At 30.4% G+C, this 18,771-nt stretch carries 19 protein-coding genes; 5 read left to right on the top strand and 14 right to left on the bottom strand.

Annotated elements, in window-relative coordinates:
- Window positions 1-3: 3 nt before the first annotated feature.
- Entirely contained in the window at window positions 4-411 is a 408-nt protein-coding gene (locus M4I23_RS02570; RefSeq protein ID WP_158846567.1) for a DUF2059 domain-containing protein, read from the bottom strand.
- A gap of 138 nt (window positions 412-549) precedes the next feature.
- On the opposite strand from M4I23_RS02570, the gene M4I23_RS02565 reads away from it, so the two are divergent.
- Window positions 550-1,608, top strand: a complete 1,059-nt coding sequence (locus M4I23_RS02565) for a ferredoxin--NADP reductase (protein ID WP_249753340.1) — start codon at window positions 550-552, stop codon at window positions 1,606-1,608.
- A 13-nt stretch (window positions 1,609-1,621) separates the two neighbouring features.
- Window positions 1,622-2,110 carry an ATP-binding protein gene (locus tag M4I23_RS02560; protein WP_249753339.1) on the top strand — a complete coding sequence of 163 codons (489 nt, stop codon included), beginning with the start codon at window positions 1,622-1,624 and terminating at the stop codon, window positions 2,108-2,110.
- A 41-nt stretch (window positions 2,111-2,151) separates the two neighbouring features.
- Here M4I23_RS02560 and M4I23_RS02555 read toward each other — a convergent pair whose 3' ends face one another.
- Together M4I23_RS02555 and M4I23_RS02550 are read right to left on the bottom strand one after the other, a co-directional pair.
- On the bottom strand, window positions 2,152-3,171 hold the full coding sequence (locus M4I23_RS02555) for a glycosyltransferase family 9 protein (protein WP_249753338.1): 1,020 nt from the start codon (window positions 3,169-3,171) through the stop codon (window positions 2,152-2,154).
- Window positions 3,172-3,239: 68 nt separating this feature from the next.
- Window positions 3,240-3,845 (bottom strand): DUF4254 domain-containing protein, encoded by a 606-nt coding sequence (locus M4I23_RS02550; protein ID WP_249753337.1) that lies wholly within the window; start codon window positions 3,843-3,845, stop codon window positions 3,240-3,242.
- A 72-nt stretch (window positions 3,846-3,917) separates the two neighbouring features.
- On the opposite strand from M4I23_RS02550, the gene upp reads away from it, so the two are divergent.
- Entirely contained in the window at window positions 3,918-4,577 is a 660-nt protein-coding gene (gene upp / locus M4I23_RS02545; RefSeq protein WP_249753336.1) for a uracil phosphoribosyltransferase, read from the top strand.
- Here the strand turns inward: upp and M4I23_RS02540 are convergent.
- The gene (locus tag M4I23_RS02540; RefSeq protein ID WP_249753335.1) at window positions 4,566-5,489 is read right to left on the bottom strand and encodes a DUF6427 family protein; all 924 of its coding nucleotides are present in this window, start codon (window positions 5,487-5,489) and stop codon (window positions 4,566-4,568) included. The two genes, upp and M4I23_RS02540, sit on opposite strands and share 12 nt — an antisense overlap.
- A gap of 70 nt (window positions 5,490-5,559) precedes the next feature.
- Here M4I23_RS02540 and M4I23_RS02535 point away from each other — a divergent pair, with 70 nt between their 5' ends.
- On the top strand, window positions 5,560-5,787 hold the full coding sequence (locus tag M4I23_RS02535) for a uracil phosphoribosyltransferase (RefSeq protein ID WP_158846555.1): 228 nt from the start codon (window positions 5,560-5,562) through the stop codon (window positions 5,785-5,787).
- On the opposite strand, the gene purD is transcribed toward M4I23_RS02535, so the two are convergent.
- Complete coding sequence (purD, locus tag M4I23_RS02530) at window positions 5,782-7,053, bottom strand: phosphoribosylamine--glycine ligase (protein ID WP_249753334.1); 1,272 nt, start codon at window positions 7,051-7,053, stop codon at window positions 5,782-5,784. The genes M4I23_RS02535 and purD overlap by 6 nt on opposite strands.
- A gap of 154 nt (window positions 7,054-7,207) precedes the next feature.
- Between purD and M4I23_RS02525 the strand changes: the two genes are divergently transcribed.
- Window positions 7,208-8,518 carry a phenylacetate--CoA ligase family protein gene (locus M4I23_RS02525; RefSeq protein ID WP_249753333.1) on the top strand — a complete coding sequence of 437 codons (1,311 nt, stop codon included), beginning with the start codon at window positions 7,208-7,210 and terminating at the stop codon, window positions 8,516-8,518.
- On the opposite strand, the gene M4I23_RS02520 is transcribed toward M4I23_RS02525, so the two are convergent.
- The 9 genes from M4I23_RS02520 to M4I23_RS02480 form a co-directional block, all read right to left on the bottom strand.
- Window positions 8,499-9,278 (bottom strand): glycosyltransferase family 2 protein, encoded by a 780-nt coding sequence (locus M4I23_RS02520; protein WP_249753332.1) that lies wholly within the window; start codon window positions 9,276-9,278, stop codon window positions 8,499-8,501. The genes M4I23_RS02525 and M4I23_RS02520 overlap by 20 nt on opposite strands.
- Before the next feature lie 11 nt (window positions 9,279-9,289).
- A complete protein-coding gene (locus M4I23_RS02515) occupies window positions 9,290-10,639 on the bottom strand; it encodes an undecaprenyl-phosphate glucose phosphotransferase (protein ID WP_249753331.1) in 1,350 nt (449 codons plus the stop codon).
- A gap of 11 nt (window positions 10,640-10,650) precedes the next feature.
- The gene (locus M4I23_RS02510; RefSeq protein ID WP_249753330.1) at window positions 10,651-11,637 is read right to left on the bottom strand and encodes a UDP-glucuronic acid decarboxylase family protein; all 987 of its coding nucleotides are present in this window, start codon (window positions 11,635-11,637) and stop codon (window positions 10,651-10,653) included.
- A 211-nt stretch (window positions 11,638-11,848) separates the two neighbouring features.
- Window positions 11,849-12,955, bottom strand: a complete 1,107-nt coding sequence (locus M4I23_RS02505; RefSeq protein ID WP_249753329.1) for a glycosyltransferase — start codon at window positions 12,953-12,955, stop codon at window positions 11,849-11,851.
- Window positions 12,952-14,196: a hypothetical protein gene (locus tag M4I23_RS02500; protein ID WP_249753328.1), complete on the bottom strand. Its 1,245-nt coding sequence runs from the start codon at window positions 14,194-14,196 to the stop codon at window positions 12,952-12,954. Before M4I23_RS02500 ends, M4I23_RS02505 begins: the two co-directional genes overlap by 4 nt.
- Window positions 14,196-15,464 (bottom strand): hypothetical protein, encoded by a 1,269-nt coding sequence (locus M4I23_RS02495; protein WP_249753327.1) that lies wholly within the window; start codon window positions 15,462-15,464, stop codon window positions 14,196-14,198. The genes M4I23_RS02500 and M4I23_RS02495 overlap by 1 nt, the downstream gene beginning before the upstream one ends.
- The gene (locus M4I23_RS02490) at window positions 15,465-16,520 is read right to left on the bottom strand and encodes a hypothetical protein (protein ID WP_249753326.1); all 1,056 of its coding nucleotides are present in this window, start codon (window positions 16,518-16,520) and stop codon (window positions 15,465-15,467) included.
- A gap of 11 nt (window positions 16,521-16,531) precedes the next feature.
- Window positions 16,532-17,245 (bottom strand): O-antigen ligase family protein, encoded by a 714-nt coding sequence (locus M4I23_RS19905; RefSeq protein ID WP_368736171.1) that lies wholly within the window; start codon window positions 17,243-17,245, stop codon window positions 16,532-16,534.
- A 508-nt stretch (window positions 17,246-17,753) separates the two neighbouring features.
- Window positions 17,754-18,770, bottom strand: coding sequence for a hypothetical protein (locus M4I23_RS02480; RefSeq protein ID WP_249753324.1), 1,017 nt, complete (start codon window positions 18,768-18,770; stop codon window positions 17,754-17,756).
- Between the last annotated feature and the right edge of the window lies 1 nt (window position 18,771).

The raw sequence follows: 18,771 nt of genomic DNA, 5'->3' as shown, positions 1-18,771 counted from the left end.
GTCTTAATTATATTTAGCAGCGATTCCCTGTACTTCTATTCCCCAAGATTGTCCAAAAGCCATGGCGCGTTGTGTTAGTTTTAATTGCTTAGTCGCTAACTTTTTACCTAAATCGGTGTGGTAAAATTTAACCAATTCCTGAATTTCACCTTGCGTGAATTCACTCATATATAAATCAGCCATTTTATCGTATAGACCAACTAAAGTTCCGTTTGCTTCTGTAGTGTAAGCTTCCTTATTTTCATCAGAAACCATCATACCTAATTGCGCGATAGCATTCTCGAAGGCGCTAGCGGCCCCAGTAATTTTAATAAACTCAACAGTTTCATTTTTAAATTCTGAAGAATCTTGTGCGTTAGATTTTGTAGCGAAAGCCACCATAAATAGACAAACGAGTAGTACTTTTTTCATTTTAATCGAAATTTAATAGGTTATACTTAATTGAATTATGATTGTTAGTAAGAAATTTAAGTGATTTGTTACAAAGTAAGTTAAAAAATTTTCGGCAAAAACTTAAAGCTTCACTATTTTTGTTAAAAATTAATACACATGTCATCATTCCATAAACTATCTGTTAAGACCATAACTAGAGAAACCGAAAAATCTATTAGCATTGCTTTTAATTTACCGGACAATTTAAAAGAAACTTTTTCTTTTTCGGCGGGACAATATATTACCCTAAAAACCGAAATTAATGGTAACGAAATACGTCGTGATTATTCACTATGCGTTTCGCCAAAAAGCGGTGAACTTAAAGTTGCCGTAAAAGAAGTGAAAGATGGCACCTTTTCGGCTTATGCCAACAATACTTTAAAAGTTGGAGATACTCTAGATGTTGCACCACCAAAAGGTCGTTTTACTTTTACACCCAACGATAGCAAAACCAAAAATATTGCCGCTTTTGTTGCTGGTAGTGGTATTACACCTGTTTTAAGTATTATAAAATGTGCTTTAGAAGAAGAAACACATAGTAATGTTATTTTAGTTTATGGGAACAAAACTAAAGAAGACACTATGTTTTTTGATGAAATTTTAGAACTTCAACATGCTCATAAAGATCGTTTTTCTGTACAATTTGTTTTTAGTCAGCAAGATCAAGACGATGCAATTTTTGGTAGAATCGAAAAAAGCACGGTTAATTATGTTATAAAAAACAAACATAAACATATTGAAGTAGATGCCTTTTACCTTTGTGGCCCAGAGGCTATGATACATATGGTGAAAGATGTTTTAACAGGACATGATATTGATGAAAACCGCATTCATTTTGAACTTTTTAAAGCATCAAAACCTGCTGAAATTAACAAAGACAGTGCTACTCCTAACGGAAAAACTAAAATTACAGTTACCGTTGACGATGAAAGCACAACTTTTGAAATGTCGCAAAAACAAACTATTCTTGAAGCCGCTTTAGATGAAGATTTAGATGCGCCTTACTCCTGCCAAGGCGGGATTTGCAGTAGTTGTTTAGCCCGTATTACTGAAGGAGAAGCCACTATGCGCCAAAACAATATTTTAACCGAAAGTGAAGTTGCCGAAGGTTTAATTTTAACCTGCCAGGCACACCCAACAACAGAAACTATTACGGTAGATTTTGATGATGTTTAAAAAATAAGTTTTAATGATTCACTTAATTGTTGGGAATACAGGTTCTGGGAAAACAACCTATGCAAATAGTTTAAAAGAAAAATCTAAAGCTGTTCTTTTTTCTATTGATACATGGAATAAAAATTTGTTTCTTCCGGATAAAAAACCAACAGATAGTTTAGACTGGTTTCTTGAGCGTATTGAACGCTCTGAAACCATAATTTTGGATTTAATCCATCAACTAGAAAAAGCTGGAACTGATTCTATTTTAGATTTAGGACTATCAAAATTTAAACATCGCGAAAAATTCAGAACGTTTTCTTCTGAAAACGGCTATAAACTCACTACATATTTTCTAGATATCTCTAAAGAAATACGCTACGAAAGAGTTTTAAAAAGAAATATTGAAAAAGGTGATACTTTTGAATTTGAAGTTAGTAAAACCGATTTTGATTTTATGGAAACTTGGTTTGAAAAACCTGGTGATATTGAAATGACTAACGGAATTATAATTAAAAAATAAAACCTCAACATTAGAAGCGTTGTCTTGAAACAAAAAATGGTTTAAATACTACCTTTTACTTTTGAAATAATAGTTTCTGGACTAATACTTCCTGCTGCATCTTTATAGTTTTCGGGATATTTATTACCAAAAATAGAAGTTGGAATTTCAGGGAATAGATCTCTATTGGCAACCAAAGCGTAATCTTTAGGTTGATTAAATGGTGCGAAACCAGCAAACGGATGCGTTACACCCCAAATAGTTATTGTTTTTACGCCCATCATAGCTGCCATGTGCGCATTTCCCGAATCCATGGCTAACATACCATCCAAATTAGAAATAAGGTCCAATTCCTCGTTTAAACTAAGTTTTCCTGCGGCACTCACAACGTTTTCAAATGTATTTTCTATATCATTTAAAGCCTCCACTTCCTTTTTTCCACCACCAAATAATACAATTTGATAATCTTTTGAAAGTGCATCAATAACTTTTTTCATTAAAGTTAAAGGATACATTTTACCTTCGTGAGCTGCAAAAGGTGCAATACCAATAATTTTTTTAAAACTGTGCCCAATAAGCGTTTGAAGCTTAGAACTTAAAACTACTCTTTCTGGAAATGTGGGGTTAGAAATATCAATTGGGAAACCTAACTTACCAAAAACATCAGCATAACGTTGATGTGTGGTTTTTAATTGCTGAAATTTTTTACCAGAAACCAATGCTTTCTTTTCTGCTCGCCCCTTATCAATTTGAACTGTTCGTTTTCCGAAGAAAAATAATTTTAAAATATTACTTCGCAATACATTGTGTAAATCGGCAATAACATCAATTTTAAAGGCCTTTAATTCTTTTGAAAGTTTCCAAAGACCAAAAACGCCTTTATGCCTACCTTTTAGATCGGCAGGAAAAACGGTTACTTGAGGTAAACCTCTAAAAAATGGAGTAAAAAATTCTCTGGTTAGCACTGTGATTTTTACATCTGGATACTTACCAACTAAACCACGTATAACGGACACCACCATAGCTACGTCTCCCATTGCTGATAAACGGATAACTAAAATATGTTGTTTTGGTTTAGGCATTAAATTTCAACACTAAAAAAAACGGATTGAACCAAAAAAAAGCACAATCCGTTTTATAATTCTATAAATTATTTTTGCCCTCTTAAAACAGGGTTCAATTCATCATCATTATACATTTTCATCTGCTTGTACACTTTCATGTATTTATCACCTTTTTCAATATCGGTTAAAAGCGTATCGATAGCAGTAGATAAATCTACACGTTGTTCTAACAAAATATCAAGTTTTGTTTGGCAAGCTGTTCTATGAGTATCGGAAGCATCTGTACGCATTGCTTCTTCATTCATATGGTATACTTTTAGCGCCAAAATTGATAAACGATCTACACCCCAAGCTGGGCTCTCTGTATTAATTGTAGCACCATCTTTAACCTTAACATCTTTATATTTTTCAAGAAAATAACTGTCGATATATTCTACCATATCTGTTCTATCTTGGTTAGATGCATCAATCTTACGTTTTAAAGTTAACGCTGCAACCGGGTCTATTTGTGGATCACGAATAATATCTTCATAATGCCATTGCACGGTATCAATCCAACATTTTCTATATAATAAATGTTCTAGTAAATCACTTTCCGCGTAAGCGTTTGTAAAAGGTTGATCGACTGTATTAATAATGTGGTATTTGGCAATAACGTCCTGAAAAATTTTATTAGCTTTAGTTGTAAACATATTGTATAAATTTTAAAGTACAAATATACTTGATATTTACTTAACTTTACTGATAGAAATTCGAACAACATTATGCATATTCATCATTTATCTGAACAAAACTCTGTGTTAAACACGTTTCTCGCTGAAATGAGAGATATTGAAATTCAAAAAGACAGCATGCGCTTCCGTAGAAATATAGAACGTATCGGTGAAATTTTGGGTTATGAAATGAGTAAAAACTTCAACTTTAAAGCTTCCACAATTAAAACACCCTTAGGAGATTGTGTTATTAATGAGTTGGATAACAATATAGTTTTATGCTCTATTTTACGAGCTGGTGTGCCTTTGCATAATGGCTTACTAAACTATTTTGATACTGCAGAAAATGCTTTTATTTCTGCCTACCGTCACCATAAACATGAGCCCGGAAGTTTTGAGATTATAGTTGAATATTTAGCTTGTCCGGATTTAGAAAATAAAACACTAATTCTAGCAGATCCTATGTTAGCCACGGGACAATCTATGCTTGCAACTTTTGAAGCCTTAAAACCTTTTGGGACGCCAAAAGAAGTTCATTTAGCTTGCATAATTGGAGCACAAGAAGGTGTAGGTTTTATTGAAAAACATTTTGATAAAAACACAAATTTATGGATCGCTGCTATTGATAAAAAACTGAATGATAAAGGTTATATTATTCCCGGACTTGGTGATGCTGGAGATTTAGCTTTTGGCCAAAAACTACAACAATAACAGTGCAAAAGGGAGAATAAACAATATAGCAAGAAAGGTTTCTTTAAACCAATTCTCTTCAATAATCTCAATATAATTGGCTATAACTATTGCCAAAGGTGCGAATACAAATAAAAACTCACTACCATCTTTTATTGGCGATAACACTACTATGGCAGAGCCTATTATCGCAGAAAGCAAAATAGACTTAAATGATACTCGAAATGCTTTTTTCTTCTCTTTAATACTCTTTATATAATAAAAAGAAGACCAAATACCGAAGGATAAAAGGATGGTTATTGCAATAATATAGGAGGCGGAATTGTAACTATTAAAGTTAAAACTAACTTCTGGAAGGCTTTTAAATGTATCAAAAAAACTATCATAATAAACAATAGAAACAGCCGAAGTGATAACAAATACGGCACCAACTCCTGTAAAAGGAATAAACCAATGGTTTACTTTTATATCGTTATAAAGGGCCAACGATACCAAAATTAGTATGAAAAACAAAATGGCCCAAAAGTAAAAAAGTGCCGCAATAGCAAACCAAAATGCTGCATCAAACAACTTTTTATTCATCTGGATTTGAGAACGTAAACTTATAACACGCCGTAAGCCCAACAATACAAAAAAGTTAGAAAACAAAATATTTATATTGCTCGTAGTTTGCGTTAAGCTGAATAAAAATAGACTAAATAACAAGATTTCATAGTTACTTTTTCCGCTTAAACTATTTTTACTAACTATAAAATTAACAAGTAAAATAGAGACATAACAAACGCAAAATAGCCCGAATTCTTCCAATACCAAAAGCGTTGTAACCTCTTCGGTTGGCAAACCTAACCGCCCCACAATAAATGCCAATAGCGTAATAAAAAATACGATAATGAAATTTATTGGCTTAGATTTACTAAAAATACTTGTAATCATTAACTGTTTTTGTATTTTTGCCATGTAAATATACTAACAATCTAACCAAGTTAGAAATAATATAACACACATGAAAGATTTCTTTTACGCAATACAAGATTTATTTGTTAATGTTCTTTTAACTCCTATGGATGCTTTAAGAGCTTTAGAACTTGAAAATTGGTTTGCAGCAAGTACTATTTCTTGGATTTTTGTAATCATTGGCTTTGCAGCAATGGTTTACTGGATGTTACAATTAAAAAGTTTCAACGATAATAACGAAGAAAACAAAAGCATTTCTGCTCATTCTTACTTATAAATCGAATCCAATATCTTTACGATAATTCATCTTATCAAAATTTAGTTTATCTATGTTTTGGTAAGATTTTTTTATGGCCTCTTGGTACGTATTTCCATAAGATGTTATTGCCATAACTCGGCCTCCAGAGGTTACAATTTTTCCATCTTGTAGTTGTGCACCTGCATGAAAAGCTATAGAATCTTCAATAGTATCTACTCCTGTAATTTCTTTACCTTTCTCATAAGCTTCTGGATACCCACCAGATACTAACATAATGGTTGTTGCAGCGCGTTCGTCGATTTCGATATTAATTTTATCTAAAGTACCGTTTGCCATAGCTTGAAGAATTTCAACAAAATCATTTTTCAATCTTGGTAAAACCACTTCTGTTTCTGGATCTCCCATGCGCACGTTATACTCAATAACCTTTGGATCGTCTCCAACTTTAATTAAACCAATAAACACAAAGCCTACATAAGGTAAATTATCTTTCTTAAAACCACTAATTGTTGGTTTTACAATACGTTCATCTATTTTGCTTAAAAACTCATCGGTAGCAAACGGTACCGGAGACACTGCTCCCATACCACCTGTATTTAAACCGGTATCACCTTCGCCAATACGTTTGTAATCTTTTGCTGTTGGTAAAATTTTATAATTTTCTCCATCGGTTAAAACAAAACAGCTTAATTCTATGCCGTCAAGGAATTCTTCAATAACCACTTTGTTACTAGCTTCTCCAAATTTAGCATCAACCAACATACTTTTTAGTTCAGCTTTAGCTTCATCTAAATCATTAAGAATAACAACACCTTTACCAGCTGCTAACCCATCGGCTTTTAATACGTAAGGCGCATTTAAAGTTTCTAAAAAAGCATAACCTTTTTCTACAGTTTCTTTTGTAAAACTCTCATAAGCTGCGGTTGGAATATTATGACGGTATAAAAATTCTTTTGCAAATTCTTTACTACCTTCTAACTCAGCTGCCACTTTTTGCGGCCCAATAACAGAGACATGCTTGATAGTATCATCATTCAAGAAAAAATCGTGAACGCCTTGCACTAAAGGATCTTCTGGACCAACAACAACCATATCGATTTGTTTGTCTAACACCAATTCTTTAATAGCATCAAAATCGGTAACACCAATATTTACATTGGTTGCCACGTTTGCAGTTCCCGAATTTCCAGGAGCAACAAAAAGCTGATTACATAAAGGACTTTGAGCAATTTTCCAAGCAAATGTATGTTCTCTTCCGCCTGAACCAAGAATTAAAATATTCATTATTTTTCGATGTTTTTATACTTCCGTTTACACGGAAATAACAAATTGTTGATTATTATTTTTCGTAATTACGAAAGACAAAAATAAAACTAATGCCACGAAAACACGAATATTTTTTATTTACTTTACAAAAACTATTATACTCTATTTTATTTTGAAATTATTCAACTTGTCTTTAAAATTAAAAGGCTTCCCGATAAAGGAAGCTAAGGCCTTTTTGAAAACAATCCAAAGTAAACAAAAATTAGATTTTCAAAGTTATATTGAAACCTCAAAACGTGATATTCTAGATCATCATTTAAAACATAATCCGTTTTATAAACAGTTTGTAAAAAACGTAGATTTAAGCGATTGGAATAGCATTCCTGTAATGACAAAACGTGATTTACAGCAACCTCTAGAACAAAGACTTTCTGAAGGATTTACTGCCAAAACTGTTTTTATTAATAAAACTTCTGGATCATCGGGGACACCCTTTATTTTTGCGAAAGATAAATTTTGCCATGCCTTAATTTGGGCAAATTTTATGGATAGATACAGTTGCTTTAATTTAGATTTGAATCACTCTAAACAAGCCCGTTTCTATGGAATTCCTTTAGATAAAAAAGACTATTATAAAGAACGTTTTAAAGATGCATTAAGTAATCGGTTTCGCTTTTCCGTTTTCGATTTAAGTGATTCTCAATTAGAAAAAAATATTGAGAAATTCAGCAAAACTAAGTTCGATTATATTAACGGTTACACAAGTTCTATTGTTCAATTTGCAAAATATTTAGAACAACATAATATTGTTTTAAAAACCATTTGCCCATCCTTAAAAGCTTGTATTACAACTTCAGAAATGCTTTTTCGCGAAGATAAAAACCTTTTAGAAGCACAACTAGGTATCCCTGTTATTAATGAATATGGAGCTGCCGAATTAGGCTTAATTGCTTTCCAAAATAAAACTGACCAATGGGTAGTTAATACTGAAGATTTATTTGTTGAAATTTTAGATAAAAATAATAACGTATTACCTTACGGCGAAGAAGGACGTATTGTTATTACGTCGCTTTACAATAAAGCGCATCCATTTATTCGATACGATTTAGGCGATATTGGAACTCTATCTAAAAAAAGCACGTTACAAAAACCTATTCTAGAAAAATTAGTAGGACGAACTAGTGATTTGGTGATGCTACCCAGCGGAAAAAAAGCGGCCGGATTAACTTTTTATTACGTTACAAAAACCATTATAGAGAATGATGGCAATGTAAAAGAGTTTATTATTGAGCAACTAAAGTTGGACACCTTCAAGATTAGCTATGTTAGTAATAAGCTTTTAACTAAGGAAAATTTAGAACACATAAAAAAAGCGATTTCAAAATATCTAGAACCTCATTTAATTGTTGTGTTTGAACGTAAAGAAAAACTTGAACGCTCTAAAAGTGGTAAACTAAAGCAATTTAAGTCTTATTTATCTTAATGATTTGCTTCGACTTTACAAAAAAGTGCTCATTTAAAAATACAAGCATCGAAAAGATTGACTTTACCGTAGAAAACCTCAATCCTTTTTTATAAACCCAATAATTATGCTTTACCAAACTTAACTTATTTGAAGACATTGAATTTTCGTGAATACGATAGTAAGCCAATGATTCCTGAATGCCTCTGGCGGGTTTTCCTGACTTTTTAATTGCAGCTAACCATAAGAGCCAATCTTGCCGTTTTCTTAGATTAGACGTTGTTATTTCACCTAAAACACGAGCATTATACATACCCGTTAAATTACCAATGTAATTACTCTTTAAAAGTTTGGTATAGCTAAGTATTTCTAAAGCTTTAACTCGTTTGTTTAATTTGTCTCCTTTTTCGTTTATTAAATCATAGCTACAAAAACACACATCACAATTTTCTTTTTCGATAAAAGTAATTTGAGTTTTAAGTTTTTCTGGTTTCCAAAGGTCGTCAGCATCTAAAAAAGTAATATAATCACCCTTTGCAGCTTGAATACCTTTGTTTCTACAAATCGCGGCGCCAGAATTAACTTGGTTTTTAATAAGTTTTATATTGGAATGCGCTTGCAAGAAAGGTTGAATTATTTTTAAAGTATTGTCGTTAGAACAATCATCAATTAATAACAACTCCCAATTTTTATAAGTTTGATTTATAACACTGTCTATAGTTTCTGAAATAAAGACTTCAGAATTAAACATGGGTGTTATTATGGAGACTGAAGGTGTCAAAATTTTTAACATTAATAAGCCTTCTCTTCGCCTTTTATTGCATTTACAAACGTTTGTATCACAATTTTAATATCGAGTAGTAACGACCAGTTTTCAATATAAAAGATATCATATTTTACGCGATTTATAATATCCTTATCTTCTTCTATTTCTCCACGCATACCACTTACCTGAGCTAAACCTGTAATCCCTGGCTTTACAAAATGGCGCACCATAAATTTATCAACTTTACGGGCATACAAATTAGTATGACTTACCATGTGAGGCCTTGGCCCAACAACAGACATGTCTCCTAAGAGCACGTTAAAAAACTGAGGCAGCTCATCTATACTCGTTTTACGAATAAAAGCTCCCATTTTTGTTATACGAATATCACCTTTGGTCGCTTGATGCAAATGCGCATCTTCATTAGGCGTCATAGACCTAAACTTATAACAATCAAATTCTTTGTAATTAAACCCATTTCTAGATTGCTTAAAGAACACAGGGCCTTTAGATTCTAATTTAATTAAAATCGCTATTATTGGAGTTAACCAAGATAGAACAAATACTATTATAGAAGATGCAAACAATATATCGAAAATACGTTTAACAACTTTATTTACTCGCTCTTGAATTGGAATACTACGAAATGATAAAATTGGTATATAATCGTAATATTCATACTTCAACTTTCTAGAATAAATATCTTTATTATCTGGTATAAACTTAAGTTCTCGCAAGTTATTATCTGCAAAATCAACTAATCTGTTTATTTGTTTATTAGATAATTCGGCTACTGAAGAATATATTTCGTTAATATCATTTTCAATAATATAGTTAAAACATTTATGCAACGAAAAATCATCATCCCTAATAGTAAACTGTTTTTCAAACTTATATCCGAAATCTTGCCTTTTATTAAAAATATTGATTAGCTGCCTAGTTTTCTCGTTATCGCCAATTACGATGACCTTCCTATAATTCCCTCCTAAGGTTGCTCTATACTTATTCAGTAGTGAAAATACAAGAACCTTAACAAAGGTTATCAGCGAAAAAATACAAATTAAATAATTTCCTAATTCTAGTCTACTAATGTTTGGTTGTCTAAATATACCGATAAAAGCATAAAGTGTAATAGAAAAAAACACTAACTGCCTAATAACTAAAGTAACTACTTTAACAATTTTTGTATGCCTACTTATATCATAAAAATGATTTGTAAATGCAATAATAATCCAAAATAAACTTACATATGCAATAAAACCATATATCTGCGTAATATTAATTTTAAACAAAAAAACACACCCTATAATGATACTTAAGTCTACTATATAAGAAAGCGGCTTAATAAAACCTGAATATCTGTTTTGTTTAAACATGTTTACGCAACCTAGTTTTTAATATGTTTTTTAAAATCTTTATGCTCGCTTTTATAAAGCTCTAATTCTGACAAGTTTTTGAATGATTCAAATGTTATTTTCATTCCTTCTTTCCTATCGGTTTTGGGAGACCAATTTAGTAATTTTTTCGCTAACGAGATATCAGGCTGTCTTTGTAACGGATCGTCAACAGGCAATTCTTTATAAATAACTTTCTGATTGGTTCCTGTTAATTTAATTATTTCTTCAGCAAAATCTTTTATAGAAATTTCATGTGGATTACCAATATTTACAGGCTCTACATAATCACTCAATAATAGCCTATAAATACCTTCTACCTGATCATCTACATAACAAAACGATCTAGTTTGAGAGCCATCACCAAAAATTGTAAGATCTTCTCCTCGCAAAGCCTGCCCCATAAAAGCAGGAATAACCCTACCATCATTAAGTCGCATTCTTGGTCCGTAGGTGTTAAATATGCGTACAATTCTAGTTTCTAAACCATGAAACCTATGGTAGGCCATGGTTATCGATTCTTGAAAACGTTTAGCCTCGTCGTAAACACCTCTTGGCCCAATGGTATTTACGTTACCATAATATTCTTCTGTTTGCGGATGTACTAATGGGTCTCCATAGACTTCAGAAGTAGATGCTATTAAAATCCTTGCTTTTTTTGCCTTTGCTAAACCTAATAAATTATGAGTTCCAAGTGAACCAACTTTTAAAGTTTGAATTGGAATTTTTAAATAATCTATCGGGCTCGCTGGAGAAGCAAAATGTAGAATATAATCTAATTTGCCTTCTATTTTTATAAACTCGGTAACATCATGCTCTATAAAACCAAAGTTTGGATGTTCTTTTAAATGAAGAAGGTTTTTAGGATCTCCAGTAATATAATTGTCCATTCCAATAACATGGAAGCCTTCTTTGATAAATCTATCGCAGAGGTGAGATCCTAAAAATCCTGCTGCACCTGTTATTAAAATCTTTTTCATTCTTTTCAAATTACTACAACTTTAATTTATTTTATTCGAAATATCAATTTATTTTACATCATAATTCAAAACAACATAATTGTCACGTTTAAATAAGCTAAACCTTCATATAAAAAATTATATATTCCTTGGAAACAAAAATAAAAAAAACGCATCATTTTTTTTATAAAATAAGATGATTATGCACTCAACTTAAAAAGTTTAAACAATTCTAAAAAAATGATTCTTTTTTCTTATTTACAAAATCTTCAATTTCTTTTTCAAATCTAGCCTTACTGAATCTTTCTGCATTTTCTCTGATCATTTGGGCAGAAAAAGTTAGTGTTTCAAAATAATCAACAGCCTCAATTATATCTTTTTGCGTTTGATTTTTAAAAAGAACTCCGGTTTTTTCGTGAATAACTGTTTCTTCAACACCTCCTTTACCGTAAGCAATTACAGGAGTTCCACATGCCTGAGCTTCAACAGGAATGATTCCAAAATCTTCTTCGGCGGCGAAAACAAATGCTTTAGCCCTTTGGATATAACTACTTAAAACCTCATTAGACACAAAGCCTAAAAAGACAATATTACTTTGAGCGATACTCTTAATTTTCTGAAATTCAGGACCATCTCCACCAACAATAAGTTTCTTGTTTGGACATTTATTAAAAGCCTCTACAATAAGTTGTATTTTTTTATAAGGCACCATTCTAGATGCTGTAAAATAAAAATCTTCCTTTTCTACATGTAGTTGAAACTTATCAACATCTACCGGTGGATAAATAACAGTGCTTTCTCTGCCATATACTTTTTTTATTCTTTTGGCAATAAAATTTGAATTCGCTATTAAATAATCTACTCGTTGCGTGTTAATAAAATCCCATGTTCTTGTTTTATGAAGTACCCATTTGGCATACATTCCTTTAAGACCTTTATTTAATTTAGCATCTTCTAAATATTGATGGTACAAATCCCACGCATACCTCATTGGAGAGTGACAATAAGAAATATGTAGTTGATTTTGATTAGATAAAACACCTTTAGCTACAGATGCTGAAGATGATAAAATAAAGTCATATTCTCTAAGGTCAAATTGTTCTACTGCCAAAGGAAATAGTTGAAGAAACTTTCGGTGATTAGATCGGGCTGTTGGTAATTTTTGTATAAAACTAGTTTTCGCTTTTTTTCCATTTAAAATAAATGCTCTATCCTTTTCATTTAAAAAATCGACCAAGGCAAAATGATCAAAATCATCCCAAATATTGTTAAAAGAGTGTACTACTTTTTCAGCACCGCCACTGATGTAGTACCAATCGTGTATTAAAGCTTGTTTCATGTAGATTTAAAAACTGAGATTTTCATAAAAATAAAAAATAAAAGAAAACTTATTAAAGGATAAATCCCAGCACCTCTAATATAATTTATGCTCGGCAAAAATACATTAATTATTAAGATATACATTAAAAGGGGTCTCCAAATAGGAAAATTGACAGATATTTGAAAGCAATATTTTTGAAAAACACCAAAAAAAAGCATAAACAATATAGAAAACCATCTAAAGTCTAAATATAAACCACCAAAGGCGGTTAAATAAACTATTTTGCGCGGAGAAGGGTTTTTTAAACTTATTTTTTCAAATAAATTAGTTTTATTTATAAACTTAGGAAAGACAAAAAAAGTATACTTTCCTTTTGTATAAGGTACAGAATCACTACACATTACATAATTAAATTCATAAATTCCATGGGAAAAATATTGTCCCATATGAAGACCTGTAACCAAAAGCAACCTAGACACCTCATTTTTACTTGAATCTTTGACATAGTTTTTTACTACTTGATTAGGAACTAAAAGATCATTATACTTTACATTTAAAAGCTTACTATAAAATTCTTCATTATTTTTTTCTTTTTTTTCTCTTATAAATAATATCGACATTGATATCGTCAATAAGACAACAATACTTAAAACAGCAAAAGCAATCTTCTGAAAGCTAATCTTTGTCCTATTAAAAGAAAAAAAGGTAAAACACAAAACACAAAAAACCTCGAGAAACGGTTTTCTTGTACCCATTAAAACAGCTTCAATAAAAGGTAATGTAAGCAAAAAATAAGCCAGTACAACCAACGCTTTCTTTTTTTGTAAAGTCCTTACAGAATAAACTATAACAAAAGGGAAAAAATATAAACTCTTTAAAACGGCCGCTAATATTAAAAGGTAATTCGTTTTATCAAAATTCACTTTATTTATTACTCTGTTTGTTTTAAAATCGTTTAAAAATGACAATCCCCGAACAAAAAACAAATCAACCCATCTAAAAATAAAGCAAACAAGAATAAAACAAATTAATATTTTTATTTGAATTTCTATCTTCTTTTTATTAGAAGATTTTATCTTAAAGTTAAACACAAAATAACCCAAAATTAAGGCTAAATAATTTACCACTATAAACGTTATTGTTTCAAATTGAAGTAAAACCTTTGGGATTACTGGTAAAATTAGATACAACACTAGCCAAGTTAATATTCCAACCAGAATACTTCCTAAAAAAAAACGATGTTTTATAATTTTGTCCATTATTTAAAAACAAAAAGATAGACTCCCAAAGAAACCAGATAACTTATTACTAAGACGGTTATTGATTTCTTAAAATAAATACTTTTTCTACTTAAAGTAAAATACTGAATTAAACACGCTATAAAAATTATAGAATAATGTATAAGTACAAGTAATTCTAATGAAAGTATATCTTTTAAAAACAGCAAACTACCACAAGACATAACAATTAAAGATAAAAAGAAAGCATTATTTTTCTTGGCTAAGTTCTCTCTATCTATAATACTAGAGTTTAAAGCTGTTGCAATCCACATTACCATTTGGGAAGATAACAAAAAGTACACTTCTTTATTTTTAATATAGTTATCTTTGAAAAAGGAAGATAGCGGGTTTAAAATAAAAGGGGAAATCGTGAATATAATAAAAGAGAGTATAGCGATGCCAACAAAAAACAAACTATAATACTTATCTAAAATTTTAGGATCTAAAGTATAAATCTTCTTAAAAAAAACAATACTTATCATTTGATAAATCATGACAACAACTGCAGATAATCGGTAATAAAAACTATAAACAGCTACTTCCTCAAAAGTAAAAAAATATTCTGCTAAAATGCGTCCTGACGAAGTAATTAAAAAAATGAAAAAAGTACCCATCATGACATTCAAACTATACTTGAGAATACTCTTATAGTGAAATGTAATTTCATGTTTTTTAACTTTATAAAACCTATATATGGCAATAAACCCATATACTAAGGCATACAAAGCTATTGTTATATTTATGGACTTAATAGATAGCTCCAAAAGGTTTAATTTGAATAAAACGATTTGGATAGCCAGAACTAAATAAACACCAGAATCTAAAAAAATAGCTTTTGTTGAATATTCGTGACTTTTTAACTGCGTGGAATAAAAAACTTGATTGGCTATTATATATGAAATATTAAAAGCTAAATACAACTCGGGTTTTAGGCTTAAAAAAAAGAAGCTTAACTGGTTTAAAGTAAATAATAAAAGAAGCCAAATAGGGTGAAGATAAAAACCGTTTCTAATAGATAGTTTTTTTAATCTTAAAATAAAGTAAGGGTAGCCTCCTGGAACTCCCATACTTACTAATGCGTTAACAACCATACCTAAACCAGCTAAAGCATATTCTAAAATACCAAAATCTTCCTTTGTTAAGATTTCAGCTAAAATTAGTGGTGCCAAATACACAATTCCCTTAGAAAACACAAAGGTTACAAAAAACCAAAATTTAGCTTTTACAAATTGTATAAATGCCTTCATTTAATTACTAATCTTTGTATTAACAATTACTATATTAGTATTAGCATCTTTTTTAACACCCATCTTTGAGTTATCGTTCAATATTATTAGTTTAGATACCTCTGATTTCTTTAAGGGGTCTCCTGCATCTAAAAATACCGTATTTACACCGCGACTTCCAGCTTCATTAATTGTTACTTTGTCTACATAACAATAATCACACTTATTCATCCATAAAGCAGTAAACTCTTTGTTTTCTCCTGCCTTATTATTAGCGTCTTGCATTCCAGACATAAACTCTGAACTACCTGTTCCGAAGGAGTCTATAATTAGTTCTTTTATAGTATTATCTGTTCCCGTCATATAAACACCGTGTCTATCACTAGACTTTATATAGACTTTACTTATAACTATATTATCCGGATTATTACTGTAACCATCTATTGCAACAGCTGCATGATTATATTGATAGCTCGCATCTCCAGAGCCAAAATCATCAATTTCTAAATAATTAATTTTAATATTTGAACAACCATGATAAATATGACAACCCCTATTTCTCATATTTCTCAAACTCTTTGTAACATCAGTCTTTAAATACACCGTGTCAATAGTGATGTTTTTTGCTTCCGTTATCCCCAACCTATCGTAAGAAATTAAAGTTCCTTTTAACCGAATGTTCTCAGGAATTTCATCTTCTTTTTTTCGTTGAGTAATATGGATTAAACTAAACTCTGATCTATTAAATTTTAAATTTAAATTTTTTCTAGAATCTAATGTTAAGTCCATACCGTAATATCCTGATGGGAATGAAATTTCTAAACCAGATTGCTCAGCTAAATCTAAAACAGACGCAATTCTATTCTTACCTGTATTTGGATGTTGCAATTTAGCAGTTTTTGCGGTTACGCCATAACGCCTAGCATCTCCAATAGCATACTCATTATTTAGAACATAAATAGAATCACTGAAGACTTCCTTAACTACATTCTTTTCTTTTTTTTCAGAAATAGACTTTTGACCAAATGAGCACGAGTATACAACGATTACAAAAACAATTAATAAAAAATTTTTCATTTACTTAAATTTTATGCTGAAAGCGAATTACTATTTTGATTTAAAAAAAATGGAATAATACAAGCAAATATAACAATTCCGTGTTGCCTATCTAAATACGACTCGACTAAACACCCTATTGAAAACAATAAAACAAAGTAAAAACCCATTCTACTCTTTTTTGTTTTCCATAAAGTAAATACCAACATTAAAAATAAAACACCCCCAAGCACTCCTGTTTTCAAAAACTCGGCTAGATATTGGTTATGGTTATTGAATTTGTTTTTAATTGCTACTTTAAAATTAACCGTGTTATACTGCTTATTTAAAGCTTCTTGAAAATCACCTGTTCCTACTCCAAAAGGTAATGTTGCCATAATTTCCTTAATAGCCAAATAATCAATTAAAACTCGATGCTCAGCTGTATTTTTTGTTTGAGTAAAACTATTTTTAGTAATAATGGTTTCCATATTAAAATCTGTAGTTTTTAAAAATACATTTACTCGATTTTTTATTATGGGCATCTGAGATGCAAAACAAGCTAAAGTCAAAAATGATAACGCTAATAAAATTGATTGTTTTTTATTTGTTTGCCACAACTTGTATACAATCCCTATAGTGAATAGAAAAAGAAAAATAAGAACCGTTTTATTACCTAGTAAAAAAACAAAACCAATTGTTACTGCAACTATTAAAAAATTTACAAAAATTTGATGTTTTTTATGTAGTTGTCTTAAACCCTCCATAATCGGCAACATTAAAATAAAAATTAAATAAAATTGACTAACATGCATCTTTTCATTTATCGTAAAGTAAACAAACGTATTGACCGCTCTCTTATCAACAAAAACATGAATAATAAAATATCCAATAAAAATTAACACAATGCTATACTTTAAAAAACTCATTAAGTTATCTTGCTTTTTTTTAGTTAAAAACTCAACACTTAATATTGCAGGTAAAAATAGTAAAGGCAACATTACTAACACCCTTTTTATTGCAAAATCAAAATGCTCTGAGTAAAAAACACCTACAAGCTGAGCAATAAAAAACAGAATAAATAATCTAACTAATCTGTTCTTTATAATTAGTGCAAACTTGGTTTTAATATTAACCTTGGTATCTAAAAAAAAATATGGAATAAATAAAAACAGAGAGATACTGTTTAAAGCATACGAAAAAATAAACGTCGTAAAAACAAGTGCTAGTAATACAAAAAAAACAAGTTCTCTTTTTGCTATAATATCCTTTAATTTAAAACTCATTTTTTACTAGTATGTTTGTAAGTTTTACATCTTTTATAGGGAGTGCGCTTTGCCTATACTTAATACTAATATTATTAATAAAAGTTGGCTCGTAATATTTACCTGCATCTAAATTTAAACTATAGGTGCCCTTATTTTTTATATTACTAACAATTAAAGAGTCTATAATACAGTTATTACATTTGTTTATCCAAACTCCTGCAAACGCTTTTTCTTCTCCAAGAGCGGTATCACTCAAACCTGACATGTTTTTTATACTCCCTAAACCAAAATTTGTAATCGTAGCTTTTTCTATTTTATGCCCTTCTCCGGTTATATAAAGTCCTGTTCTATCTGAATTAGTAATATGAAGATTATTAATCGTAATTTTTTTAGGGTTATTATTCCAACCATGGATTTGCAACGCTGCAGCAGTGTATTTGTAAAAATTATCACTGGTACCTCCTGTATTTTCTATGATTAAATTATTAAATTCAATCTTTTTACTTCCAGCATATATACTCACCCCTCTATTCTTTTTTTTACTGAGGCTATTTATTGTATCTGTTTTAACTATAATATTATCAAATACAATGTTGTTCGATTTTCTAATAAACAATTTATCCAGTATAGTTATTGTACCTTCAAACTTAATACGACTAGATTCTATATCATTACTTTCAATGATATTAACATACCCATTCAGTATAGCGTCATTAAATATAAAATGAATATTAGACTTCCCTTTTAAAATCAAATTAGCCTTATAATGCCCTTTAGGAAAATTGATTACGACACCTTGACTTGCTAAATCAATAATGTTTTTTAATCTTTTTTCGAGTATATCCTCATTAGGAAGCACGCCATATCGTCTTACATCTCCTTTAGAAAAAACATTATTAATCACATATTTCGTATCATCTACATTTATGCTAATTTTTGGTTCTAATATCCTGAGTGCTGTATCTTTTTTCTTACAAGAAAAAAAACTCAATGCTATAATCTGTAAAATTATTAATTTATTCACT

Source organism: Algibacter sp. L4_22 (assembly GCF_023473045.1).
GTDB lineage: Bacteria > Bacteroidota > Bacteroidia > Flavobacteriales > Flavobacteriaceae > Algibacter.
Note: the sequence above shows the minus strand (reverse complement) of the source record. Positions and strands in the feature narration are given on the sequence as shown.

Bases quoted from the DNA above. Each gene is read 5' to 3' on its own strand.
- M4I23_RS02505 (WP_249753329.1), bottom strand. From the start codon at position 12,955: ATGAAACAAGCTTTAATACACGATTGGTACTACATCAGTGGCGGTGCT.
- M4I23_RS02515 (WP_249753331.1), bottom strand. From the start codon at position 10,639: ATGTTTAAACAAAACAGATATTCAGGTTTTATTAAGCCGCTTTCTTAT.
- upp (WP_249753336.1), top strand. From the start codon at position 3,918: ATGCATATTCATCATTTATCTGAACAAAACTCTGTGTTAAACACGTTT.
- M4I23_RS02540 (WP_249753335.1), bottom strand. From the start codon at position 5,489: ATGATTACAAGTATTTTTAGTAAATCTAAGCCAATAAATTTCATTATC.
- M4I23_RS02570 (WP_158846567.1), bottom strand. From the start codon at position 411: ATGAAAAAAGTACTACTCGTTTGTCTATTTATGGTGGCTTTCGCTACA.
- M4I23_RS02555 (WP_249753338.1), bottom strand. From the start codon at position 3,171: ATGCCTAAACCAAAACAACATATTTTAGTTATCCGTTTATCAGCAATG.
- M4I23_RS02560 (WP_249753339.1), top strand. From the start codon at position 1,622: ATGATTCACTTAATTGTTGGGAATACAGGTTCTGGGAAAACAACCTAT.
- purD (WP_249753334.1), bottom strand. From the start codon at position 7,053: ATGAATATTTTAATTCTTGGTTCAGGCGGAAGAGAACATACATTTGCT.
- M4I23_RS02550 (WP_249753337.1), bottom strand. From the start codon at position 3,845: ATGTTTACAACTAAAGCTAATAAAATTTTTCAGGACGTTATTGCCAAA.
- M4I23_RS19905 (WP_368736171.1), bottom strand. From the start codon at position 17,245: ATGGAGGGTTTAAGACAACTACATAAAAAACATCAAATTTTTGTAAAT.
- M4I23_RS02510 (WP_249753330.1), bottom strand. From the start codon at position 11,637: ATGAAAAAGATTTTAATAACAGGTGCAGCAGGATTTTTAGGATCTCAC.
- M4I23_RS02490 (WP_249753326.1), bottom strand. From the start codon at position 16,520: ATGAAAAATTTTTTATTAATTGTTTTTGTAATCGTTGTATACTCGTGC.
- M4I23_RS02535 (WP_158846555.1), top strand. From the start codon at position 5,560: ATGAAAGATTTCTTTTACGCAATACAAGATTTATTTGTTAATGTTCTT.
- M4I23_RS02495 (WP_249753327.1), bottom strand. From the start codon at position 15,464: ATGAAGGCATTTATACAATTTGTAAAAGCTAAATTTTGGTTTTTTGTA.
- M4I23_RS02500 (WP_249753328.1), bottom strand. From the start codon at position 14,196: ATGGACAAAATTATAAAACATCGTTTTTTTTTAGGAAGTATTCTGGTT.
- M4I23_RS02565 (WP_249753340.1), top strand. From the start codon at position 550: ATGTCATCATTCCATAAACTATCTGTTAAGACCATAACTAGAGAAACC.